The organism is Brevibacterium sp. Z349TD_9 (assembly GCF_056173565.1).
On the sequence record NZ_CM149680.1, the window covers coordinates 382,532 to 403,106 of the forward strand.

Here is a 20,575-nt window from a genome sequence, read left to right on the forward strand (position 1 = left end):
CGATCGAAGCTGCAATTGGGGTCGGAAGCCGTCGGCATCGAGCAACGATATTGCGATGCAGTCGGTAGGATTTCGGACGTCAAGAACGATGCCACGAAAATGTTCGAAACGACCATTGATTGCTGGGGCGGGGAGGTTGCCTGTCCTGGGTCGGTCGGAGTATGCGAGGAAGCCAGCGACGCACTGTTTCAGTGAACGACCGCGAACGCGGATCCCGACGTGAACACCGCTGCTGGGCGAACAGATCACGGCGTGTATCATCGCGTCGCTCTTGGTTGGGTCGGGTTTCCGGTAGGCAGCGATGCTGCCCCAAATCGCCCCGACCTCGTCGTATTCCTCAGTGATGCCCGAGTGTTTCCAGATGGACGCGCTGGTGATACCGGTCGAGTCCGTCGCCGGCGGGTGGGGTGAGCAACTCCGCCCTCACTCGACCAGGCGCAGACCCCGGTAGCGGTTGAGGGCGGCCGCCATCTCCTGCGGGCGCGGCCTCGCCACGTGCCCGGGATGCCTGCGATGGCCGGTGAGCCCGTCGATGCCCTGCGCGTCGAGCATCTCCTCGATCTCCGCCAGCGCCTCGACGACCGAGGTGCGACCGTCGAAGATCTTCGCCATGTACTCCAGGGCCTCGGCCACGCCGTTCGTCTGCTCGGGATCGACGAGCTGGGAGACCGCGGCGAGATCGATGAAGGACTTGCCGAACTGGATGAGATCGAGGCCCTTCGCCTTCGCTCCCTTGGTCTTCGCCGCCGGTTTGAGCGCATCGGCGGTGGGGATCCTGGCAGGCGGATCGCCGAAGACGTCGTCACCGGACTCGGCGTCGGCGACGAGATCGGCGGCATCGACCCCGACGAGCTCATGCGCCTTCTCCGTGACATCGCTCGGCACATAGGCGTCCATCGCGATGACGAGGTCGGCGACCTCGAAGAACGCACTCGATCCGCCGGCGACGAGCACCGTCGAGACGCCCCGCTCGGCGAGCAGCGGGCGGACGCGTTCGACGAACGGCGTGATCGGCTCCCGGTTCGAAGGAATGAGGGCACGCATCCGCTCATCGCGGATCATGAAGTTCGTCGCGGAGGTGTCCTCGTCGATGAGCAGCGTCTGCGCAGACGCCTCGACGGCCTCGACGAGGTTGGCCGCCTGCGAGGTCGAGCCGCTCGCGTTCGTCGTCGAGAAGAACCTCGTGTCAGTACCGGATGGGAGATTGTTGATGAACGGCGAGATGTCGTCACCGGTCACCGCGCGGCCGTCTTCGGCCCGGATCGCCGTCGCGGTCGGCTCGGTGATGACCCATTCGCGCCCGTCGCCGGCCACGTGCGGGTAGACGCCGCGTTCGAGCGCGCGCAGGATCGTCGACTTGCCGTGGTAGCCGCCGCCGACGATGACGGTGACACCGCGGGGGATCGCCATGCCCGTGACGCTGCGCCCGCTGCTGAGGTCGAAGGTCCGCTCAAGGCTCTCGGGACTGCGGAAGGGCACGGCCACCTCGGCGTCCATCGGACGATCCGAGTCGCCCGACCGGCGGGGGAGGACCGCACCGTTGCCGACGAAGCCGAGCAGATCCTCCTCGCCGAGGCGGCCCTGCAGCTCGGTCTGATCGCGGAGCAGCTGCACGTGGTCGGCCAGCGCCTCGCCGTCGACGTTGGCGAAGAGGAACATCTGCCGGGCGAGTTCGACGACGTCGCGGGTGACGGTGTCAGCGGCCTGATGCCCGAGGATGCGCCGCCCGCGGGCGGGCAGGTTGACGAGCAGACGTGCCTCGAACCCGGCGTCGTCGATGATGACGTTCGTCCGCTCGAGGACCTCCTGGCCGGGATGGCCGAGGTTGATCGCGCGCCCATGCTGCTTCCGCAGCACGGCATTGCCGGCCCGCAGGAGGAAGTCGGAGGCTCCGATCCGGTCGAGGCGATCGGTCGTGAGGTCGGCCGGGAACCCGGCGTCGGCGCGGTCGACGCGCACCCGCACCTTCGAGGGGGAGGCGAAGGGATCGACCTGGACCCGATCGACGGTGAGCGTGACCGGTCCGAACCGGTACTGCCCGGTGATCTGCTTGTAGTTGCCGTAGCTTCTGCCGTCGAGACCGTGGAGCGTCTCAGCGAGCGGGGACCGTTGAGGACTCATCTGTGAATGCTACGTGACGACGCGCCGCTGTGGGGCTCGCTCAGCCGTCGGAAAAATCTGGTGTCATTGACTCTTGCATATGACACCAGAATGGTGTCATGATGGAGGCATGAACATCACACGACATGTCGAACAGCTGCAGAATCAGCTCGCGACGGCTGCCGCGGCCGGCGATGACACCACGCGCGAAGTCGCCGGTCGTCTCGCTTCGGCCCTCGAACCCGCCGCGCGGGTGACGATCCTCGACGCCCTCACCGACGCCAGCGCCGAACTGACGACGGCGATCGCACCGGCCTCGATCGACGTCCGCCTCCGCGGCCGCGACATCGACTTCGTCGTCGACGGGCTGCCCGACGCGACGGAGCCGGCACCCGCCTCGGCGAGTCAGCCGCCCCCGTCCGACGATGCCGGCGAGGCTCTCGACCTCGACGAGGCGAGCACCTCCCGCACGACCCTGCGCCTGCCCGACACCATCAAAGCCCGCGCCGAGAAGGCGGCGAAGGCCGAAGGCCTCTCGCTCAATGCCTGGCTCGTGCGAGCCATCGCCGCCGGCCTCGACACCAGCGGCTCCGCCCGGACCCGAACCAGCCGAATCTCAGGATGGATGCGATGACCGACACCACTGCCACAGTCCACCAGGCCGTGACGATCGACGTTCCCGCGGCCGCACTGCTCGTCACCGCGAGCGACCGCGCCGACATCGACGTGACGATCGAACCCTCCAACCCTGACCGCAGCGCCGACCGCGAGGCCGCCGAACGGATCACCGTCACCGAGACCGAGAACGGCATCGCCGTCACCGGCGAGAAGCGGCTGCTCCTCGGCGCGAACGGATCGGCCGACGTCCGGCTCGCGGTGCCCGCCGGCACCGACCTCGAGGCGACCATCTCTGCAGGGGCAGTGCGGCTGCGGGGCCACCTCGGCGCTGTTCGACTGAAGATCTCCGCCGGTGACGTCACAGGTGACACCATGGTGTCGATCCGTGCCAAGGTCAGCCACGGAAGCATCGCCCTCGCCGAGGTGGCCGACGGCGCCGATCTCCAGCTCTCCAGCGGTGAGGCCGAGATCGGTCGCATCGGGGGCGGCGAGACCAGGATCAAGTCGGGACACGGTTCGATCCGCATCGACGACTTCGCCGGTTCCGCCGAACTCATCACCGCGACCGGCGGCATCGCCCTCGGCGAGGTCGACGGCGACGTCTCGGCGACCTCGGGGCACGGCACCGTGCGGGTCAGCCGTGCCCGCGGCGGCCGTCTCGAGCTCGGCTCGAACTTCGGCGGCATCGACGTCGCCGTGGCACCGGGAGCACCGGTGTGGATCGACGCCGACTCGAAGCGGGGTGTCGTGCGCACCGACCTCGAATCCGACGCCGGCCCGCTCGGCGATGAGAAGCCCGTGGAGGTGCATGCGCACACGAAGTTCGGCGACATCGCCATCGACCGCGCGCGCTGACTCAGTGCGCTGACTCGGTGAGCTGACACCGCGCTCACTCAGTGTGGTGAGCACAGCGCGACCGTGCACTGACTCAGCGCGCTGACCACCACGCTCGGCCATCAAGCAACGACCTGCCCTGGTCGAGCGCGCCCTGAAACCGGAACAGTCCACGGGCCGTGGACCAGCGCCCGACAACCGGAACAGCCCACAGACCCTGGCTGAGCGCACCCGAAAACCGTGCCGGACCAGCGGTCGTGGACGAACGCGCCCGAAAACCGGACCGGACCGCCGACCGCGGTCGAACGCGCCCGAAAACAGGGCCAGAAACCACGCATCACCCGTCACAACCCACACCCCACACATCCATCGACACCCAACCCACCCATCGACGGCTCATCGAGCCGGGAACCAGGAGGATCCCATGTCGGATCTCGCGATCAGCACCACACGGCTGATGAAGTCATACGGGGACAAGAGCGTCCTCGACGGCATCGACCTCGAGGTCGCCGCGGGGGAGGTGTTCGCCCTCCTCGGCCCCAACGGCGCCGGCAAGACGACGACGGTGAACATTCTCTCCACCCTGCAGCGACCTGACGGCGGTTGCGCCGAGGTGTTCGGCCTCGACGTCGTCCACCAAGGCTCGCAGGTGAGGCCCCTCATCGGCCTGACCGGGCAGTTCTCTGCGATCGACGGCCTCCTCACCGGTCGCGAGAACCTCGCCCTCGTCGCCGCCCTCGCCCACCTGCCGAAGTCGCAGCAGCGCCAGCGCGTGGACGAGATGCTCGAGCGCTTCGACCTCGGCGACGCCGCATCGAAGCGGGCGTCGACGTACTCCGGCGGCATGCGCAGGCGCCTTGATCTGGCGATGACGCTCATCGCCCGACCCCGACTCGTCTTCCTCGACGAGCCGACGACCGGTCTCGACCCGCGCAGTCGCCGCACGATGTGGGACATCGTCTCCGAGCTCGTCGCCTCCGGGGTGACGATCTTCCTCACCACCCAGTACCTCGACGAGGCCGACGCGCTCGCCGACAGGATCGCCGTCCTCGACGGCGGACGCATCGTCGCGAACGACACCGCGGCCGGGCTCAAGCGGCTCATCCCCGGCGGGCACGTCGACCTCGCCTTCGCCTCGGCAACGGATTTCGACCGGGCCCGCAGCCTCTGGCCTGAGGCGAGCGCACGATCCGAGGCGCTGTCCCTGTCCGTGGCCGGCGATGGGGGAGCCGGACACCTGCGGCAGATCCTCACCGGCCTCGAAACGGCGGGGATCGAACCGCTCGGAATCACGGTCGAGACGCCGAGCCTCGACGACGTCTTCTTCGCCCGCACCGGCCACGCCACCGCCCCCGCCACACAAGACCCCGCACCCACCGAGCCGAAGGACCGATGATGATGGCCACGACACTTTCCACCCCCGCCCCGCAGACGCACTCCCGCCCGCTTCGACATGCCTGGTCGGACACGGCGACGATGGTCAGACGGCAGTTCGTCCACGCCGCCCGCTACCCCGTCTGGATCTTCCTCGTCGTCGCCCCTGTCGCGATCCTCCTCCTCGCCGTCTTCGTCTTCGGCGGGACGCTCGGGCGCGGGCTCGGCGGCGACGCCGGGGACTATCTCGACTACATCATGCCGGGGATGATCGCGCTGACGATCGCCGGCGGCATGCAGCTGACCGCGCTCTCGGTCTCCCAGGACATGAACGAGGGCATCGTCACCCGGTTCCGGTCGATGTCGATCTCGCGCGGCGCCGTCATGGCCGGCCACGTCATCGGCAACGGCCTCCAGCAGTGCGTCGCCATCGTCCTCGTCATCCTCGTCGGAGTGGCCATCGGCTTCCGCCCCCACGCCGACGTCGTCGGCTGGCTCGGTTTCGCCGGGTTCGCCGCGGCGATCATCCTCGCCCTCGGCTGGCTCTCCGTCGCCCTCGGCGTCACCGCGAAGTCCGTCGAATCCGCGAGCAACCTCCCGATGATCTTCATGCTCCTGCCGATGATCGGCTCCGGATTCGTGCCCACCGACACGATGCCCGGGTGGATCCAGGCCTTCGCCGACTGGCAGCCGTTCACGCCCATCATCGAAACCGTCCGCGGCCTGCTCATGGGCACCCCGATCGGCGCCGACTGGTGGATCGCACTGCTGTGGTTGGCCGGCATCGGCATCCTCGGCTACGTCCTCGCCCGCGTCGCGTACGAACGCCGGGCTGCGCAGTAGGGCCTTCCCTCGCCGAGGCGGCCGCCGGGTCCCCGTCATCGTCGAGTCATCGACGGCGTCGGGGCCCGGCGGTCGTGCGATGTCGGAGGCCGCACCAGTCCGAGGTCCGCACGCTCCCTGGCCGAACGGTTGCCCCACCGGTGTTCCTCTCAGGGCGGGTGTTCAGCCCCGGCTGATGTCCTGTCACCTCGGTGTTCACTCCCGCGTCCCGACCTCCCCGAGGTAGAAGGCGGCGGCATTGTCCCAGAACACGGCGTCAGCCTCGGCAGGGGTGAGCACACTCTCGATGAGTCGGAGGTCGTCGTCGGCGAACGGGCGCCGGGCCCGCGTCGAGGGCAGGTCGGTGCCGACCATGAGCGCTCTCGGGTCGGTGTCGACGATGCGGCGGATCACCTCGGCGGGGTTGAGCTCGACGCGACCGAATCCGGTGGCCTTGACCTTGACGCCGCCCTCGACGAGGCGGAGCAGCCTCGCCAGGCCATCGGCGTGCATGCCGAGATGGTCGATGCTCACCGCCGGCAGCGCGACGAGGCGACCGGCCAGTTCGGAGTCGATCGTCCGGGCGTCGATGTAGAGCTCGGTGTGCCACCCGGCGAGATCGTGGACCCGGCGGGCGAAGCGGTCGAGGTCGTCGAGCTGAGCCGAGCCGCCGCGGGCGACGTTGAACCGCACGGCGCGCACGCCCGACTCGGCGAGCCCCAGGATCCGCGCATCAGGGGTGTCCGCCGGCAGCTGGGTGACCCCGACGAACGTCGGACCCAGTGCGCGCAGAGCCTCGACGAGGTAGCCCTGATCGAAAGCCTGGAACGACCCGGACACGACGGCACCGCCGGCGATGGTGAAGGCCGACTTCTCGGTCGTCGGTGGCTCGCGGTCGGGGGTTGCCCCGAGGTGGGCGACGCGGGCGCGATAGTCGGCGACGGTGAACGGGTCCGGAAGGAAGCCGTCGTTCTCGACGAGCGGGTGTGCGGGATCGATGATGTGAAAGTGCGCGTCGAACACGCGCCGAGGGACGGTCATGGTCCCAAACTACACACGCGCACCCCTCGGAACACTGCGTCCTCCCGCAACCGGGAGTCCCGAATAACGGCACTGCGGATAACGATCTCGCCAAACCGCGGCCGGTTCGCGTCGATGTGCGGAGAGCCGGCGGGCGACTGAGTATATTGTGAATCAGCTCACAATCGCGTGTGAGGGCAGAGGGCAATGACGCTCGATCGCCCCGCGCACCCGAGCCTCCCGCACCAGCCCACCCAGCACCACCGCAACCGTCATCGCCGAATCCGAAACCACTGACCGCCCCCGCACCGCAGACACCAGAGAGAGCGAGAGGACACCGATGTCCGAGCGTCCGTCCGGGACCGCCACGAGTCCGCTTCCCCAAGCGAACGTCGACGAACTCATCGCGCAGTACGACGAAGAGCTGCCGCAGCGCACGCTCACGCGCCGGCTCGACCTCGGTGTCTCCATCGTCTGCTTCCTCATCTCGCTCTACGTGCTCAACCAGGTGTTCTTCCCGCTCAGGCAGGGCAACCAGTACTACCTCATGTGGTTCCTCGCCTTCGTCCTCCCGCTCGTCTTCATCTGCTACCGGCCCGGCTTAGGCCGGAAGAAGGAGGTGGGGGAGCGGGTCGCGGACGCCGCCGAGGAGGTCGCCGCCTCGGCGACGGGACCGTCCACGGCAACCGGCTCAGCGGACCCGACCCAGGGCAGCCCCACCTCGGCGAGGACATCGAAAGCCAAGACCCAGCCCCCGTCGAAGCCCCAGCGCTCCACGGACAATCCCTCGGTCATCGACTGGATCCTCGTCGTCGTCACCTTCCTCACCTGCGCCTATCCGGTGCTGCCGTTCTTCTCCGGCGGCTTCAACGAATTCCTCAACCGGCAGGGCTCGCTCTCGACCCTCGACGTGACGATGGGCGGGATCCTCCTGCTCCTCATCCTCGAAGCGACGCGGCGGACGACCGGCCTCATCCTCCCGATCTTCTGCGTCGTCTTCTTCCTCTACAGCTACTACGGGGCCTACATCCCCGTCGGCTGGCCCGGCGCGCACGCGGGACAGAACTTCGACCAGATCATCAACGCGCTCTACAACGACGCGTCGGGCTTCTACGGCATCCCGCTCGACGTCGCCGCGACCTACATCGTCCTCTTCACGATCTACGGCGCGGTGCTCGACAAGACGGGCGCGGCGAACTTCTTCATCGACCTCTCATTCTCACTCTTCAAGAAGTCGAAGGCCGCGCCGGGACGCACGGTCGCGCTCTCGGGCTTCCTCCTCGGCACGGTGTCGGGGTCGGGCACAGCCACGGCCGTCTCGCTCGGCGCGGTGACGTGGCCGGTGCTCAAGAAGGCCGGCTACCCGAAGGAGAACGCCGGCGGCATGCTCGCGGCCTCGGGCATCGGCGCGATCCTCTCTCCGCCGACCCTTGGCGCCGCGGCCTTCATCATCGCCGAGCTCCTCAACGTCTCCTACGGCCTCGTCCTCCTCTGGGCGGTCGTCCCGACCCTGCTCTACTACTTGGGCATCTTCCTCGCCATCGAGATCGACTCGCGCAAGATCGACGTCGACTACCGCCCGCCGCCGGGGCTGCGCTCGTGGCCGATCCTCAAGAAGGGCTTCTACCACTTCATCTCGCTCGGCATCATCGTCGTCTTCCTCGCCCTCGGCATGGCCCCGTTCAAAGCCGTCGTCTACGCGACGCTCGTCGGCATCGGCTTCGGCATCATCGAGATCGTCCTCACCCACCGCAGGCAGCCGGCCGCGATCCTCCGGGCGATCTGGGACGTCATCTTCGGCGCACTCTCGACGGGCATCCGCTCGGTCCTGCCGGTGACGAGCGTGTGCGCGGCCGCCGGCATCATCGTCTCGACGATCACGAAGACCGGGCTCGGCCAGGTCATCTCCGACATCCTCGTCAAGGGCGCGCAGGCGATCTCGACGAATCCGACCGCCGTCCTCGTCTTCACGTGCATCTTCGCCGCGATCGCCGTGACCGTACTCGGTCTCGCGGTACCCGTGACCGCCTCGTTCATCATCAGCTGGGTCATCGTCGGTCCGGCCCTCATCACCCTCGGCGTCCCCGAGGCGGCGGCCGCGATGTTCATCTTCTACTACGCCGTCCTCTCCGAGGTGTCCCCGCCGACCGCGCTCGCCGCCGTCGCCTCCTCGGCCATCACCGGGGGCCGGGTCATCGCGACGATGTGGCAAGCGTGCAAGTACGCGATCCCCGCCTTCCTCGTCCCGCTCGCCTTCACCTTCACCCCCGAAGGCGCCTCCCTCGTCGCGCAGGGCGGATTCCTCGGGGCCCTGTGGACCGGTGCCGTGTCCGCGTGCGCCGTCGCCGCGCTCGCCGCCGGGGCCGGCGGCTGGATCATCCGCCGAGCCGGCTGGCCCGAACGCGTCCTCTGCTTCATCGCCGCCGGCGCGCTCCTCTACCTCCAGCCGCTGTCGATGACCATCGGCTTCGCCGCCCTCGCCCTCGCCGTCATCGTCCACCTCATCCTCCGACGTCGTCCTCGGAGTCCGCAGGCCACCCCCGCCGAGGCGGCCCACCCATGACCTCGCACCTGACCTCCCAGCCCGGTGCGGGGACCGGACGGCCCAGCCGCCCGACCGCCGACGCCAACTGCTGGCGCCAACCGCTGGCACCCGATCGTCCATTGAAGCCGCTGTCACCGGACCTCCACTGAGACACCCACAAAGAAAGGGAAGAGCCCATGAAGAGAACGAAGATGTTCACCGTCACCGCGGCCGCGATCGCCGCAGTCCTGGCCCTGAGTTCGTGCGGCGGCAAGCGCGAGAACACCCCGGCCGCCGAAGGCGGTGACGGCTGCACGGCGGCGTCGGGCCAGATCACGATCGCCACCGGCAACTCGACGGGCGTGTACTACGTCCTCGGCGGCGGTCTCGCGCAGCTGATCTCCGACAACACCGAGCTCAAGGCCACCGCCGCCGAGACGGGCGCCTCGGTGCAGAACCTCCAGCAGCTGGCGAAGGGCGACTACGACATCGCGTTCTCGCTCGCCGACACTGCAGCCGATGCCGTCACCGGCAACGCCGACTTCGACAAGCCCGAGGAGATCTCGGCGCTCACGCGCATCTACGACAACTACACGCACGTCATCGTCCGCAAGGACGCGAACATCAAGTCCGTCGAGGACTTCAAGGGCAAGACGATCTCGACCGGGTCACCGAAGTCCGGCACCGAGGTCATCGCCAACCGCCTCATCGAATCCGCGGGCCTCGCCGACGGTGATGTGACGAAGCAGCGGCTCGACCTCGCCAAGACGGTCGACGGGATGAAAGACGGGACGATCGACGGCATGGTGTGGTCGGGCGGTCTGCCCACCGCAGGCGTCACCGACCTCTTCACCTCGAACGGCGGGGACGTCGAGTTCGTCGACATCTCCGGGCTCGAGAGCAAGATGAAGGAGCTCAACCCCGTCTACGAGGTGGCCGAGATCCCCGCCGACACCTACAAGGGCGCGGGCACGGTGAAGACGATCGTCACCCCGAACGTTCTCATGGTCCGCAACGACATGGATGAGGGCACGCAGTGCGCGCTGACGAAGCTCATCTATGACAAGAAGGCCGACCTCGAGAAGGTCCATGCGGCCGCGAAGGACATCACACTCGACACTGCGGTGCCGCCGGAGCCGATCACACTCGCACCCGGCTCGCAGAAGGCCCTCGACGAGCTGCAGAAGTGAGGGACTGAGTCCGTCGACGATGGTCAGCGCTCGATCCACGCGGCGCTCGAAATCCGCGTCCGGGGCGACTCGGATTTCCGGCTGCGCGTGGATCGGCGGCCTGGGTCCCGGCCCCGCGTGGATCGGCGGCCCGGGTCCCGGCCCCGCGTGGAGCGACGCTGCCAGCGCGCCCCGCGCCTCAGCCTCGGCGGGGGCCGACCGTCGGCTCGGGAAGGTACACCTGGGCCCCGCGCTCGAGGAACTCCCGGCTCTTGGCCTGCATGCCCGCGATCGCGGCCTGCGCCTCGGCGCTTCCGTAGGTGTCGCGGATGTCCTGGGAGATGCGCATCGAGCAGAACTTCGGCCCGCACATCGAGCAGAAGTGCGCGGTCTTCGCCGGTTCGGCGGGCAGGGTCTCGTCGTGGAATGCCTCCGCTGTCTCCGGGTCGAGGCCGAGGGCGAACTGATCGCGCCAGCGGAACTCGAACCGCGCCTTCGACAGTGCATCGTCACGGGCGCTCGCCCCGGGATGTCCCTTCGCGACGTCGGCGGCGTGCGCGGCGATCTTGTACGTGATCACGCCCGTCTTGACGTCCTCGAGGTCGGGCAGGCCCAGGTGCTCCTTCGGGGTGACGTAGCAGAGCATCGCGGTGCCGTAGCGGGCGATCTCCGTGGCCCCGATCGCCGAGGTGATGTGGTCGTAGCCGGGAGCGATGTCCGTGACCAGCGGGCCCAAGGTGTAGAAGGGCGCGCCGTCGCAGAGCTCCTGCTGCCTCTCGACGTTCTCCCGCACGAGGTGGAGCGGGATGTGGCCGGGGCCTTCGACCATGACCTGGACGTCGTGGGCCCACGCGCGCTTCGTCAGCTCGGCGAGGGTGTCGAGTTCGGCGAACTGTGCGGCGTCGTTGGCGTCGGCGATCGATCCGGGACGCAGCCCGTCGCCGAGGGAGAAGGCGACGTCGTACTGGGCGAAGATCTCGCAGAGCTCGTCGAAGTGGGTGTAGAGGAAGTTCTCCTCGTGGTGGGCCAGGCACCAGCCGGCCATGATCGAGCCCCCGCGAGAGACCATGCCGGTGACCCGGTCCGCGGTGAGCGGGACGTAGCGGAGCAGCACGCCCGCGTGCACGGTCATGTAGTCGACGCCCTGCTCGCACTGTTCGATGACGGTGTCGCGGTAGATCTCCCAGGTGAGCGCCTCGGCGTCGCCGTCGACCTTCTCAAGTGCCTGGTAGATGGGGACGGTGCCGATGGGGATCGGGGAGTTGCGGATGATCCATTCGCGGGTGGTGTGGATGTCGTTGCCCGTCGAGAGGTCCATGAGGGTGTCGGCACCCCACTTCGCGGCCCACTGGAGCTTCTCCACCTCCTCGGCGATCGAGCTCGTCACCGCGGAATTGCCGATGTTCGCGTTGATCTTGACGAGGAACGCCTTGCCGATGATCATCGGTTCGGACTCGGGATGGTTGATGTTCGAGGGGATGATCGCCCGGCCGGCGGCGACCTCGGAGCGGACGAGTTCGACGTCGCACTGTTCGCGGATCGCGACGTAGCGCATCTCCGGAGTGATGATGCCCTTCCTGGCGTAGTGCATCTGCGTGACGGTGCGTCCGTTCTTCGCTCGCCGAGGTGACCGCTCCGGACCCTGCCACTGCTGAGAGGGCGCCCCGCGGCGGACGGCGGCTCGGCCGTCGTCTTCGATGAGGTGTCCGCGCGCCTCGTAGGTCTCCGTGTCGTCGCGGTCGGCGATCCAGGGCGCGCGGTGCGGCGGAAGCCCGTGTTCGGGAACGGCGCCGGGGCCGACGGTGCGGTAGACGTGGACGGGCTCGTTGGGGCGGCCGTTCGTGTCCTCGAGGTCGATGCGGGTGACCGGCACGCGGATGTCGTGCTCGCTGTCCTCGAGCCAGGCCAGGGAGTGCGAGGGGTACTGCTCGAGGGGGAAGTCCTCGGCGGGCGTGGTGTTTTCGGGTGTGTCAGGGGTAGGCGCAGTCATCTGCGATCCTCTCTTCCTCCGCCGGTATCAACCGGATCAGGTTCAACGGTCTCGAGCGGCCCTAGCCCGATCTCAGCCTCCTGCCGGAGGCCCCCGTGGGGTCACACAACGACTATCACAGTGTGCGCGTCGCCACAAAACAGCGCGTCCCGTCGACCGTTCGGCGACTGCCGATCGCCCTCGATTAACGCGCACCCGGTCGCTCTCGATCAACGCGGCGGGAGAAAATCGATGCTCCCGCGAAGTCGGTCGCTTTCGATCAACGCGCAGCCGGAATTCCGAGTCCGGGGCGACGCGGAATTCGGGCCCCGCGTGGATCGGGGCTGGAAGTGTCGGCTGCGCGTGGATCGAGGCTGGAAGTGTCGGCTGCGCGTGGATCGGCGTGCGGAGTGCCGGCGCCGGCCCCTACGCTCCCTGGAAGAAGGCCTTGGCGGCGGCACCGAGGGCGACGACGTCGCTGATCGCGCACATCTCCCGCGCCGAGTGCATCGAATAGAGCGCCGGTCCCACGTCGACGGTCGTCATCCCCATCCGCGTCGCCGTCAGCGGTCCGATCGTCGACCCGCACGGCACGGCGTTGTTCGACACGAAGTCCTGGTATTCGACCCCGGCCGCAGCGCACGCCTGCGCCCACACCGCGGTGCCCACGGCGTCGGTTGCATACCGCTGCTGGGCATTGTGCTTGAGCAGGGGTCCGCCGCCGAGGCGGGGCCGCACCTGCGGGTCGTGCCGCTCCTGATAGTTCGGGTGGACGGCATGACCGGCGTCCGAGGACACGCACACCGACCCGGCCAGCGCGGCGAGGTGGTCGCTGCGCGTCGCGTCGGGGTAGAGGGAGGCGACGATGCGCTCGGCGACGTCGGCGAGGAACGGTCCGCTCGCCCCGGACCGAGAGTTCGACCCGATCTCCTCGTGGTCGAACCCGGCGAAGAGGGCGAGGTGGTCGAGCGCCTCGGCGTCGAGCCCGACCATCGCGGTGACCCCGGCGTGGACGGAGAGGAGGTTGTCCAGCCTCGGCGAGGCGAAGAACTCGTCTGCGGCACCGAAGAGCGCAGGCTCCTGGACGGGGATCGTGTAGACGTCGTGGCCGACGATGAGCTCGGGATCCACCTCGGCGGAGGCGGCGAGGAGCTCGAGGACGTCGGCCTCGGCGAGGTCGGCGAGACCGACGATCGGGGTCGTGTGCCGCTGCTTGTCGAGGGTGAGGCCCTCGTTGACCTGCCGGTCGAGGTGGATGGCCAGCTGCGGGATGCGCGCGATCGCCCCGGTGCGCGCGAGAACGACGGTGCCGTCGGCGAGGCTGAGGCGCCCGGCGAACGCGAGCTCCCGGTCGAGCCACGAGTTGAGCAGCGGCCCGCCGTAGATCTCGACGCCGACCTGGCGCACCCCGGCGGTCGCGAACTCCTCACCGGGCTTGAGCTTGAAGGCGGGGGAGTCGGTGTGCGACCCGAGGACGCGGAACGGCGGGATCACCGAGGTGGTCTCTGTCGGGGTCATCCACGCGATGATCGCACCGTCGCGGACGACGAAGTATCCGCGGCCGGGTTCGAGCGCCCAGGAGTCGCGTTCGTCGAGCCGGTGGAAGCCGGCGGCGCCGAGACGGTCGGCGGCGGCAGCGGTGGCATGATAGGAACTGGGAGAGGCAGAGACGAATTCCGAGAGATCGGCTGCGACCTGCGCGTTTGCTGTCTGGTCGGTGGGAGGAGTGCTCATTTTCTCAGCCTATCCTTTGCGGTAGCTTTGATCACAGGTGCTTTGATCACAGCTCCGAAGCGGCAGACCCGGGACGACGAATGAGATTGCGAGGGGACTTCGACGTGAACCAATTCGTGGCCGAATGGAACACCTGGCGGGACTCGCGGAACTCGTCGTTGGCGACACCCTTCGGCTGGCTCAGCGTCGTCGGCCTGCACTGGCTCGATGGGGAGTCGACCTGGCCCGACGCCCCTGGAACCTTCACCGTCGACGACGACGGCTGGGTGCGCCTCGCGCTCGACCCGAGCACGAAGGCCGGCCCCGCCGCACAGACCTTGGACCTCCTCTCCCGCCCCGCCGAGGACGGAGCTAACGCCGAGGACGGAGCTACCGCCGGGGAGGCCCCCGCCGACGACTCGCCCCAGGTCAGGGTCGACGACACCGGTTTCAGTGCGAAGCTGCCGACGGGCGGTTCGCTCGGCTGGTTCACCGTCGGGCACGTGCTCTACGAGCTCATCGACCGCGGTGGGCGGATCGGTGTGAGGATCCGCGACGCGAAGTCGCCGCTGCTGAGCAAATTCGTCGAGGTCCCCGTCTACGACCCCAACCGTGAGTTCGTCTTCCTCGGTCGCTTCACCCCCTATGAGCAGCCGCAGGCACAACCGGTCTCCACCGCGCAGGAGGGTCTCGAGCTGACGACGACGGTCGTCGGCGAGGTCACGTTCACCGGCCCCGACGGCGAGGTCACGCTCATCGCCTCCGGGTGCCCGGCGACCGGACTCCAGCTCGACTTCCACGATGCCACGAACGGGAGGACCACCTCGGCGTGGCGGACGCTCGATCTGGGCATCCCCAACGCCGACGGATCGCTCGTCGTCGACTTCAACCGCGCGGTGAACTACCCGTTCGCGTTCTCCGCGTTCGCCACGTGCCCCGCCCCGGTGCCGGGCAACGTCGTGCCCTTCGCCGTCACCGCCGGAGAACGGCGGCCCCCGTTCTTCTACTCGGAGGCCGGCATCAATGTCCCCTTCCTCTTCTACCGCTGGTGGGACGAGGCGAGCGCCGAGGCGACCCGACCGTGGTACGCCCGGTTCGGCCTCGACATGACCGTCCTCAACCCCAACGAGGATGAGATCGACCAGTCGCTCGTCGGCTTCGACGGAGTCGCGATGTCCGGCGGCGACCTCGCCCCGCTCACGCGCAAGGCGCGCTCGCGGCTCGTCAGGGTCGCCACCGATGCGCTCACCTCACGGCTGCCGGTCATCGGGATCGGGGCGTTCGCGGAGTTCGTCATCACCGCCCAACGGGAGCTGCGCGACCAGCAGGGCCACACCGAGGCGACCCCCGAACCGCGCGCGACGACACCCGGTCGGGTGCCGATCGTCATGAACAACGAACTCGACCCGGCCTCGGTGGGACTCGACGTCGTCGGCACCGACGCGACCGGACTCATCTACGCGGAGGCGGACATGACGCTGCCGCTCGAATCGACGTACCGCGAGATCGGCGAATTCGAGGCGGCGCTGGCGGCGAAGGCGCCGATCGGCAGCTGGGAGGAGTTCGACTTCCGCGTCGTCACGATGGTCCGCCGGCACCGCTAGAGGCGCGGCGACCCCGATTCCGGCATCCCTCCGGGCGCTCGGCAAACCCGCGCAGGGTTGCTCAGCGCCCGGAGGGCTGCCGGGACGAGATCTACCAGATCGTCACACGGGCCTCGGGCGCGAGGTACATGGCATCGGACTCGCTCACGCCGAAGGTGTCGTGGAACGCCGTCATGTTCTTCACGACCTGGTTGCACCGGAACTCCTCCGGCGAATGCGGGTCGATGCTCAGCCTGCGGACGCGCTCCTCGGTGCGCATCTTCGTCCGCCACGCCTTCGCCCATGCGGCGAAGAACTCCGCGGCCTCCGCTTCGGTGGGGGTGCGGCCGAGTTCGAGTTCGAGCGCCTTCCACCCGATCGACAGTCCGCCGAGGTCGCCGATGTTCTCTCCCACGGTGAGCGCCCCGTTGACGTGCTGACCGGCCTCGAGACCGGCGGGAACGAGCGCGTCGTACTGGTCGATGAGGGCCTTCGTGCGCTCCTCGAAGCGCTCCCGATCCTCGGCCGTCCACCAGTCGACGAGGTTGCCGTCGCCGTCGTAGCGCGAGCCCTGATCGTCGAAGCCGTGTCCGATCTCGTGGCCGATGACCGCGCCGATCGCCCCGAAGTTCGCCGCCACCGAGCCCTCGGCGTCGAAGAACGGGGGCTGGAGGATCGCGGCGGGGAAGACGATCTCGTTCATCACCGGGTGGTAGTAGGCGTTGACCGTCTGCGGGGTCATCAGCCACTCGGTGCGGTCGATCTCACCGCCGATGCGCGTGATCTGGCGGGCGTGCTCGGCTCGGGCGGCGCGGCGGACGTTGCCGACGAGGTCGTCGGCGGCCATCTCGGCCGGGTACTCGCGCCACTTGACCGGATAGCCGACCTTCGGCGTGAACTTCGAGAGCTTGACGAGCGCCCGCTGCTTCGTCTCCTCACTCATCCAGTCGAGTTCGGTGATCGACTTCTCGTACGCCTTGATGAGCATGTCGACGAGGTGGTCGATCGCGTCCTTCGCGGCAGGCGGGAACTCGGCCTCGACGTAGAGCTTGCCGACCGCCTCGCCGAGGAGGGACTCGACGAGCCCGACCCCGCGCTTCCAGCGGTCCCGCAGCGCCGGAGTGCCCGAGAGCGTGCGGGAGTTGAAGTCGAAGTCCTCTTCGACGATGTCGTCGGTGAGCAGGGACGCCGTCGAGGTGAGCACCGACCACCGCAGCCACACCTTGAGCGTCTCGAGGTCGGTGTCCTCCCAGACCTGGGCCATGCCGGCAACGTACGAGGGCTGGCCGACGACGACGGTCTCGAGTTCGCCGTCGATGTCGGCGGCGACCGCGGCGAACCACGCATCGAAGTCGAACCCGGGGCCGAGCTCGCGCAGCTGCGCGATCGTGTGCTTGTTGTACGTCTTCTCGGCATCACGGGTGGCCACGCGGTCCCAGTGGTGGCGGGCGAGTGCGGTCTCGAACGCCATGACCTTCGCGGCCACCTCGGCGTCGGTGATCCCTGCAGCCTCACCGAGGCCGGCGAATCCGGACATCCTCTGCACGTGCGCGAGGAACTTCTCACGCACCTCGGCGAAGTCGTCGTTGAAGTAGTAGTCCTCGTCGGGCAGGGAGATTCCGGCCTGGACGAGGTAGAGGGCGTAGATGTCGGAGTCCTTGGCGTCGGCGGTGACGTACCCGCCGAGCAGCCCCCCGATGCCCTCGGTCTCCAGCCGCCCGAGGAGGTTCGCGAGCTCCGTCTTCGACTCGGCTGAGTCGATGGCGGCGAACGTCGCCTCGAGCGGGGTGATGCCGAGCTCGTTGATCCGCTCGAGGTCCATGAACGAGGAGAAGAGGTCGGCGACCTTCTGACCCTCGCCGCCGGCCTCCTGCGGGTCGTCGACGACGGAGCGGATGATCGAGCGCACCTTCGTCTCCGCGGTGTCGAAGAGCTCGCGCATGGCTCCGTCGCCGGCGCGGTCGTCGGGGATCGTGAACGCGTCGATCCACCGCCCGTTGATGTGGCGGAAGAGGTCGTCCTGCGGGCGCACCGACTCGAGGGGAGCGATGTCGGCAGAGGCTCCCGCGGACTCGGGATTCACCGGTGACGTCGAGGTGTGAGAAGTCATGGTGCAACAGTATCGTGGACGGTGGCCTTGTCCCTGAGTGAGGAGTGAGAGTATGGCTCTGCCGTCCGTCGTGTTCGTGTGCACCGGCAACATCTGCCGGTCCGTCACCGCCGAACGCGTCCTCGAACGTCACTTGGAGACCATCGGCGCCGAGGCGGTCGTCGACTCCGCCGGCATCAGCGACGAGGAGGAGGGCAACCCCATCGACCCCCGGCAGGCGCGGGTGCTCGCCGCTGCCGGCTACCGCACCGACGACCATGCCGCCCGGCAGATCACCGCCGAATGGCTCGCCGACCGGGACCTCGCCGTCGCGATGACCGCCCGCCACTACCGCGCCCTCGAGCGACTCATCGCCGACCTTCCCGCCGAGGCGCGCCCGGAGCTGCGGATGCTGCGGGAGTTCGACCCCGAGGCGTCGGCCGACCCCCGCCGAGGCGGGACGGCGGATCCGTACGGGAGCGGGGGTCGCCTCGGCGGGGGAGACGATGACGCACCCGCTCCCGACGTCCCCGACCCGTGGTACGGCGGCCGATTGACCGATTTCGAAGAAACCCTTGAGACAATGGAGAGGTCTGTGACCGGCCTCACAGATCACCTGCGCGCCGTCGCAGCGCACCCTCGGTGAGGTCGGGATCTGGGATACTGGAGGGGGCGGGACTCGCCGATGGCGAAGTCCCCTTGCCGTGACAATCGTTGAAGGAGAATCGCAAATGACTCGAACACAGTGGTCCGCTCTCAGGCTCGTGTTCGCCGCCCTCATCGTCGCCGCGCTCAGCGTCGTCGCGGCGGCACCGGCCAGCGCCCATGATCAGCTGATCTCGACGAACCCCGAGAACGGGGCACAGCTCGACAAGCAGCCGGAGTGGCTCGAGATGAAGTTCTCCGGCGAGATCCAGGCCGTGGGCTCCGAGGTCATGGTCAAGGTCGACGGCACCGACGTCTCCGCAGGTGAGCTCACCGCGGAAGGCACGACGCTCTCCGTCGCGCTGCCCGACAACCTCAAGCCCGGCGCGTACACCGTGGTGTGGCGCGTCGTCTCCTCCGACGGCCACCCGATCTCCGGCGACTTCGCCTTCACCATCGGCGACGCCGAGGGCGCCGGCGGTTCGGTCGAGCAGTCCACGAAGGCCGGTCTCGGCGGAGCCGTCGTCGACGAACCCGGCAAGAACACCGAAGAGCGCGGTCAGATCGGCGAATCGACCGGCAGCGACACCGGCATGTCGATGCCGATGATCATCCTCCTCGGCGTCGGAGCGCTCGCCATCATCGTCATCGTCGTCCTCCTCATGCGCCGCAAGGCCCAGGGCCTGCCCGGGACCAAGGACGAGGGCAAGGGCGGCACGAACAGCTGAGACTCGTCACCGCGGGTCGCATCCCGCGCTGAGCCTCGACTCAGCACAGCAGGTCCCCGGACGGAGGCGTCCGGGGACCTGCTCTATTCATGGGTGGCGGCCGGTCGCATTCACGGGTGGTGGGGTGGAGATCGGTCGGCGGTGGGGCTCGGCTCTCGATCCACGCGGGGCTCGAATATCGACGCTCCGGCGAATCCCGGTTCTCTCGTTCCACGCGGGGCCGGAAATCCGCGTCGCCCGCGGCGCGGATTTCGAGTGTCGCGTGGATCGGGGGTTGCGAGCGCTGATCGGGGGTTGCGAGCGTGGCTCGATGAGCTCGCCGTTGGCGGTTGGCGGCCAGGCTCAGGTGTCGGGCCAGGTCGAGGCGCGGGCCACCCGTGCCCCGGTCGCGGAGTCGCTTGTCGCGCTCGCGGTCTCGGTCGTGTGCTTCGCCGAGGCGGTCGCCGCCTCGAGGATTTCCCGGATCGGTGCGCTCGCCCATGCGGCCATCGCCACCTGCTGGGCGACCTTGTCATCCCAGGTCAGCGGCGGGGAGATCTGCCGGGCCGCCTCGGCGCCGTGGAGGAGCGCGATGATCGTGCCCGTGCGGACGTCGACCGACTCACCGCCGTCGAGGACGGCGCCGATCTCCGCGCGCAGCCGTTCCTCGGGTGCCGGGTCGAGCACCTGCCACGACGAGGTGGGGAAGAGTCCGAGGAAGCGGGAACTGCGGTGGTGGAGAACGCCGTGGTTGCCGAGCCGGACGAGGAGGACGTCGTCGAGGCGGGGGAGGAGGATCGGCAGCGCCGACGACAGCGGTCGCTCCTTCTGCCCGAGGAGCGCGATCGCGTTGACGAACATCGGATCGGTCGGGCGCGGCACCTCGGCGGGACGGACGAACGGCGAGGCCGGGTCGGAGCCGGGGAGGATGTCGATGAACCCCGCCTCGGCGAGGTCGACGAGGAGTGCCCCGGTGAGTGCGGACTCGAGTCCGGGGGTGATCTCGGGGATCTTCCCGGATTCGGGCAGGAGCAGGAGCATGAGGTCCTCGCTGATGAGGAGGTCGCGGCGATCGGGGCCTGCGGTCATGGTCGGGTCCTTCCTCGGGGCGGGCAACCATTCGAACGGATGGTGCGGTGACCTGTGCCACGCAGTCTAGCCGCCAGGGCGCGACAGGTCAGCCGGCCGCGATGACGGCATCCGATCAAATAGCCCCTATCACTTGTTTACATCGTAAGGTAATGTTCGATCGGCAGGGTGTGTTGCTGCTCGTCCGTGCGCTGCCGCAAGTACGTGCATTGCCGCTTCTGCATGCGGGGACGACGGCCTGAGCACTGAGAAGACTGTGAGCGCCGAGGAGACGGGACCGGCCGTTCTCAGCGTTCCGACCATGACGATTCGACGGAGG

The 20,575-nt window shown here is 68.6% G+C and carries 15 protein-coding genes and 1 riboswitch; of the genes, 9 read left to right on the forward strand and 6 right to left on the reverse strand.

Going from position 1 to position 20,575, the window contains the following annotated elements:
• Nucleotides 1-423: 423 nt before the first annotated feature.
• Nucleotides 424-2,121: an ABC-ATPase domain-containing protein gene (locus AC0VYB_RS01695; protein ID WP_119296881.1), complete on the reverse strand. Its 1,698-nt coding sequence runs from the start codon at nt 2,119-2,121 to the stop codon at nt 424-426.
• 109 nt (nt 2,122-2,230) lie between these two features.
• Between AC0VYB_RS01695 and AC0VYB_RS01700 the strand changes: the two genes are divergently transcribed.
• From AC0VYB_RS01700 to AC0VYB_RS01715, 4 genes are all read left to right on the forward strand, one after another.
• The gene (locus tag AC0VYB_RS01700; protein WP_162909103.1) at nt 2,231-2,734 is read left to right on the forward strand and encodes a toxin-antitoxin system HicB family antitoxin; all 504 of its coding nucleotides are present in this window, start codon (nt 2,231-2,233) and stop codon (nt 2,732-2,734) included.
• Nucleotides 2,731-3,573: a DUF4097 family beta strand repeat-containing protein gene (locus AC0VYB_RS01705; protein ID WP_280559032.1), complete on the forward strand. Its 843-nt coding sequence runs from the start codon at nt 2,731-2,733 to the stop codon at nt 3,571-3,573. The genes AC0VYB_RS01700 and AC0VYB_RS01705 overlap by 4 nt, the downstream gene beginning before the upstream one ends.
• Nucleotides 3,574-3,976: 403 nt before the next feature.
• The gene (locus tag AC0VYB_RS01710) at nt 3,977-4,948 is read left to right on the forward strand and encodes an ATP-binding cassette domain-containing protein (protein ID WP_475384948.1); all 972 of its coding nucleotides are present in this window, start codon (nt 3,977-3,979) and stop codon (nt 4,946-4,948) included.
• A 2-nt stretch (nt 4,949-4,950) separates the two neighbouring features.
• Nucleotides 4,951-5,769, forward strand: coding sequence for an ABC transporter permease (locus AC0VYB_RS01715; protein WP_259800831.1), 819 nt, complete (start codon nt 4,951-4,953; stop codon nt 5,767-5,769).
• Nucleotides 5,770-5,964: 195 nt separating this feature from the next.
• On the opposite strand, the gene AC0VYB_RS01720 is transcribed toward AC0VYB_RS01715, so the two are convergent.
• Nucleotides 5,965-6,789, reverse strand: coding sequence for an amidohydrolase family protein (locus AC0VYB_RS01720; RefSeq protein WP_131248594.1), 825 nt, complete (start codon nt 6,787-6,789; stop codon nt 5,965-5,967).
• 319 nt (nt 6,790-7,108) lie between these two features.
• Here AC0VYB_RS01720 and AC0VYB_RS01725 point away from each other — a divergent pair, with 319 nt between their 5' ends.
• Nucleotides 7,109-9,331 (forward strand): TRAP transporter permease, encoded by a 2,223-nt coding sequence (locus AC0VYB_RS01725; RefSeq protein ID WP_082834971.1) that lies wholly within the window; start codon nt 7,109-7,111, stop codon nt 9,329-9,331.
• 158 nt (nt 9,332-9,489) lie between these two features.
• Nucleotides 9,490-10,482: a TAXI family TRAP transporter solute-binding subunit gene (locus AC0VYB_RS01730; RefSeq protein ID WP_009377359.1), complete on the forward strand. Its 993-nt coding sequence runs from the start codon at nt 9,490-9,492 to the stop codon at nt 10,480-10,482.
• A 178-nt stretch (nt 10,483-10,660) separates the two neighbouring features.
• Here the strand turns inward: AC0VYB_RS01730 and thiC are convergent, their stop codons facing one another.
• Entirely contained in the window at nt 10,661-12,451 is a 1,791-nt protein-coding gene (gene thiC / locus AC0VYB_RS01735; RefSeq protein WP_119296875.1) for a phosphomethylpyrimidine synthase ThiC, read from the reverse strand.
• Nucleotides 12,448-12,558: riboswitch (TPP riboswitch) on the reverse strand. It overlaps the preceding gene by 4 nt.
• A gap of 298 nt (nt 12,559-12,856) precedes the next feature.
• The gene (locus AC0VYB_RS01740; RefSeq protein WP_119296874.1) at nt 12,857-14,164 is read right to left on the reverse strand and encodes a M18 family aminopeptidase; all 1,308 of its coding nucleotides are present in this window, start codon (nt 14,162-14,164) and stop codon (nt 12,857-12,859) included.
• 104 nt (nt 14,165-14,268) lie between these two features.
• Here AC0VYB_RS01740 and AC0VYB_RS01745 point away from each other — a divergent pair, with 104 nt between their 5' ends.
• Nucleotides 14,269-15,747, forward strand: a complete 1,479-nt coding sequence (locus tag AC0VYB_RS01745; RefSeq protein ID WP_232252550.1) for a DUF1684 domain-containing protein — start codon at nt 14,269-14,271, stop codon at nt 15,745-15,747.
• 91 nt (nt 15,748-15,838) lie between these two features.
• Here AC0VYB_RS01745 and AC0VYB_RS01750 read toward each other — a convergent pair whose 3' ends face one another.
• Nucleotides 15,839-17,836: a M13 family metallopeptidase gene (locus AC0VYB_RS01750; protein ID WP_180960628.1), complete on the reverse strand. Its 1,998-nt coding sequence runs from the start codon at nt 17,834-17,836 to the stop codon at nt 15,839-15,841.
• Between the two features lie 52 nt (nt 17,837-17,888).
• On the opposite strand from AC0VYB_RS01750, the gene AC0VYB_RS01755 reads away from it, so the two are divergent.
• Nucleotides 17,889-18,461: a low molecular weight protein-tyrosine-phosphatase gene (locus AC0VYB_RS01755; protein WP_101624393.1), complete on the forward strand. Its 573-nt coding sequence runs from the start codon at nt 17,889-17,891 to the stop codon at nt 18,459-18,461.
• Between the two features lie 85 nt (nt 18,462-18,546).
• Entirely contained in the window at nt 18,547-19,188 is a 642-nt protein-coding gene (locus AC0VYB_RS01760; protein WP_009377337.1) for a copper resistance CopC family protein, read from the forward strand.
• 342 nt (nt 19,189-19,530) lie between these two features.
• On the opposite strand, the gene AC0VYB_RS01765 is transcribed toward AC0VYB_RS01760, so the two are convergent.
• Nucleotides 19,531-20,256 carry a GOLPH3/VPS74 family protein gene (locus tag AC0VYB_RS01765; RefSeq protein WP_475384949.1) on the reverse strand — a complete coding sequence of 242 codons (726 nt, stop codon included), beginning with the start codon at nt 20,254-20,256 and terminating at the stop codon, nt 19,531-19,533.
• Between the last annotated feature and the right edge of the window lie 319 nt (nt 20,257-20,575).

Excerpts from the sequence above, each read along its gene's own strand:
- AC0VYB_RS01695 (WP_119296881.1), bottom strand. The coding sequence starts at position 2,121 with ATGAGTCCTCAACGGTCCCCGCTCGCTGAGACGCTCCACGGTCTCGAC.
- AC0VYB_RS01700 (WP_162909103.1), top strand. The coding sequence starts at position 2,231 with ATGAACATCACACGACATGTCGAACAGCTGCAGAATCAGCTCGCGACG.
- AC0VYB_RS01705 (WP_280559032.1), top strand. The coding sequence starts at position 2,731 with ATGACCGACACCACTGCCACAGTCCACCAGGCCGTGACGATCGACGTT.
- AC0VYB_RS01710 (WP_475384948.1), top strand. The coding sequence starts at position 3,977 with ATGTCGGATCTCGCGATCAGCACCACACGGCTGATGAAGTCATACGGG.
- AC0VYB_RS01715 (WP_259800831.1), top strand. The coding sequence starts at position 4,951 with ATGGCCACGACACTTTCCACCCCCGCCCCGCAGACGCACTCCCGCCCG.
- AC0VYB_RS01720 (WP_131248594.1), bottom strand. The coding sequence starts at position 6,789 with ATGACCGTCCCTCGGCGCGTGTTCGACGCGCACTTTCACATCATCGAT.
- AC0VYB_RS01725 (WP_082834971.1), top strand. The coding sequence starts at position 7,109 with ATGTCCGAGCGTCCGTCCGGGACCGCCACGAGTCCGCTTCCCCAAGCG.
- AC0VYB_RS01730 (WP_009377359.1), top strand. The coding sequence starts at position 9,490 with ATGAAGAGAACGAAGATGTTCACCGTCACCGCGGCCGCGATCGCCGCA.
- thiC (WP_119296875.1), bottom strand. The coding sequence starts at position 12,451 with ATGACTGCGCCTACCCCTGACACACCCGAAAACACCACGCCCGCCGAG.
- AC0VYB_RS01740 (WP_119296874.1), bottom strand. The coding sequence starts at position 14,164 with ATGAGCACTCCTCCCACCGACCAGACAGCAAACGCGCAGGTCGCAGCC.
- AC0VYB_RS01750 (WP_180960628.1), bottom strand. The coding sequence starts at position 17,836 with ATGACTTCTCACACCTCGACGTCACCGGTGAATCCCGAGTCCGCGGGA.
- AC0VYB_RS01755 (WP_101624393.1), top strand. The coding sequence starts at position 17,889 with ATGGCTCTGCCGTCCGTCGTGTTCGTGTGCACCGGCAACATCTGCCGG.
- AC0VYB_RS01760 (WP_009377337.1), top strand. The coding sequence starts at position 18,547 with ATGACTCGAACACAGTGGTCCGCTCTCAGGCTCGTGTTCGCCGCCCTC.
- AC0VYB_RS01765 (WP_475384949.1), bottom strand. The coding sequence starts at position 20,256 with ATGACCGCAGGCCCCGATCGCCGCGACCTCCTCATCAGCGAGGACCTC.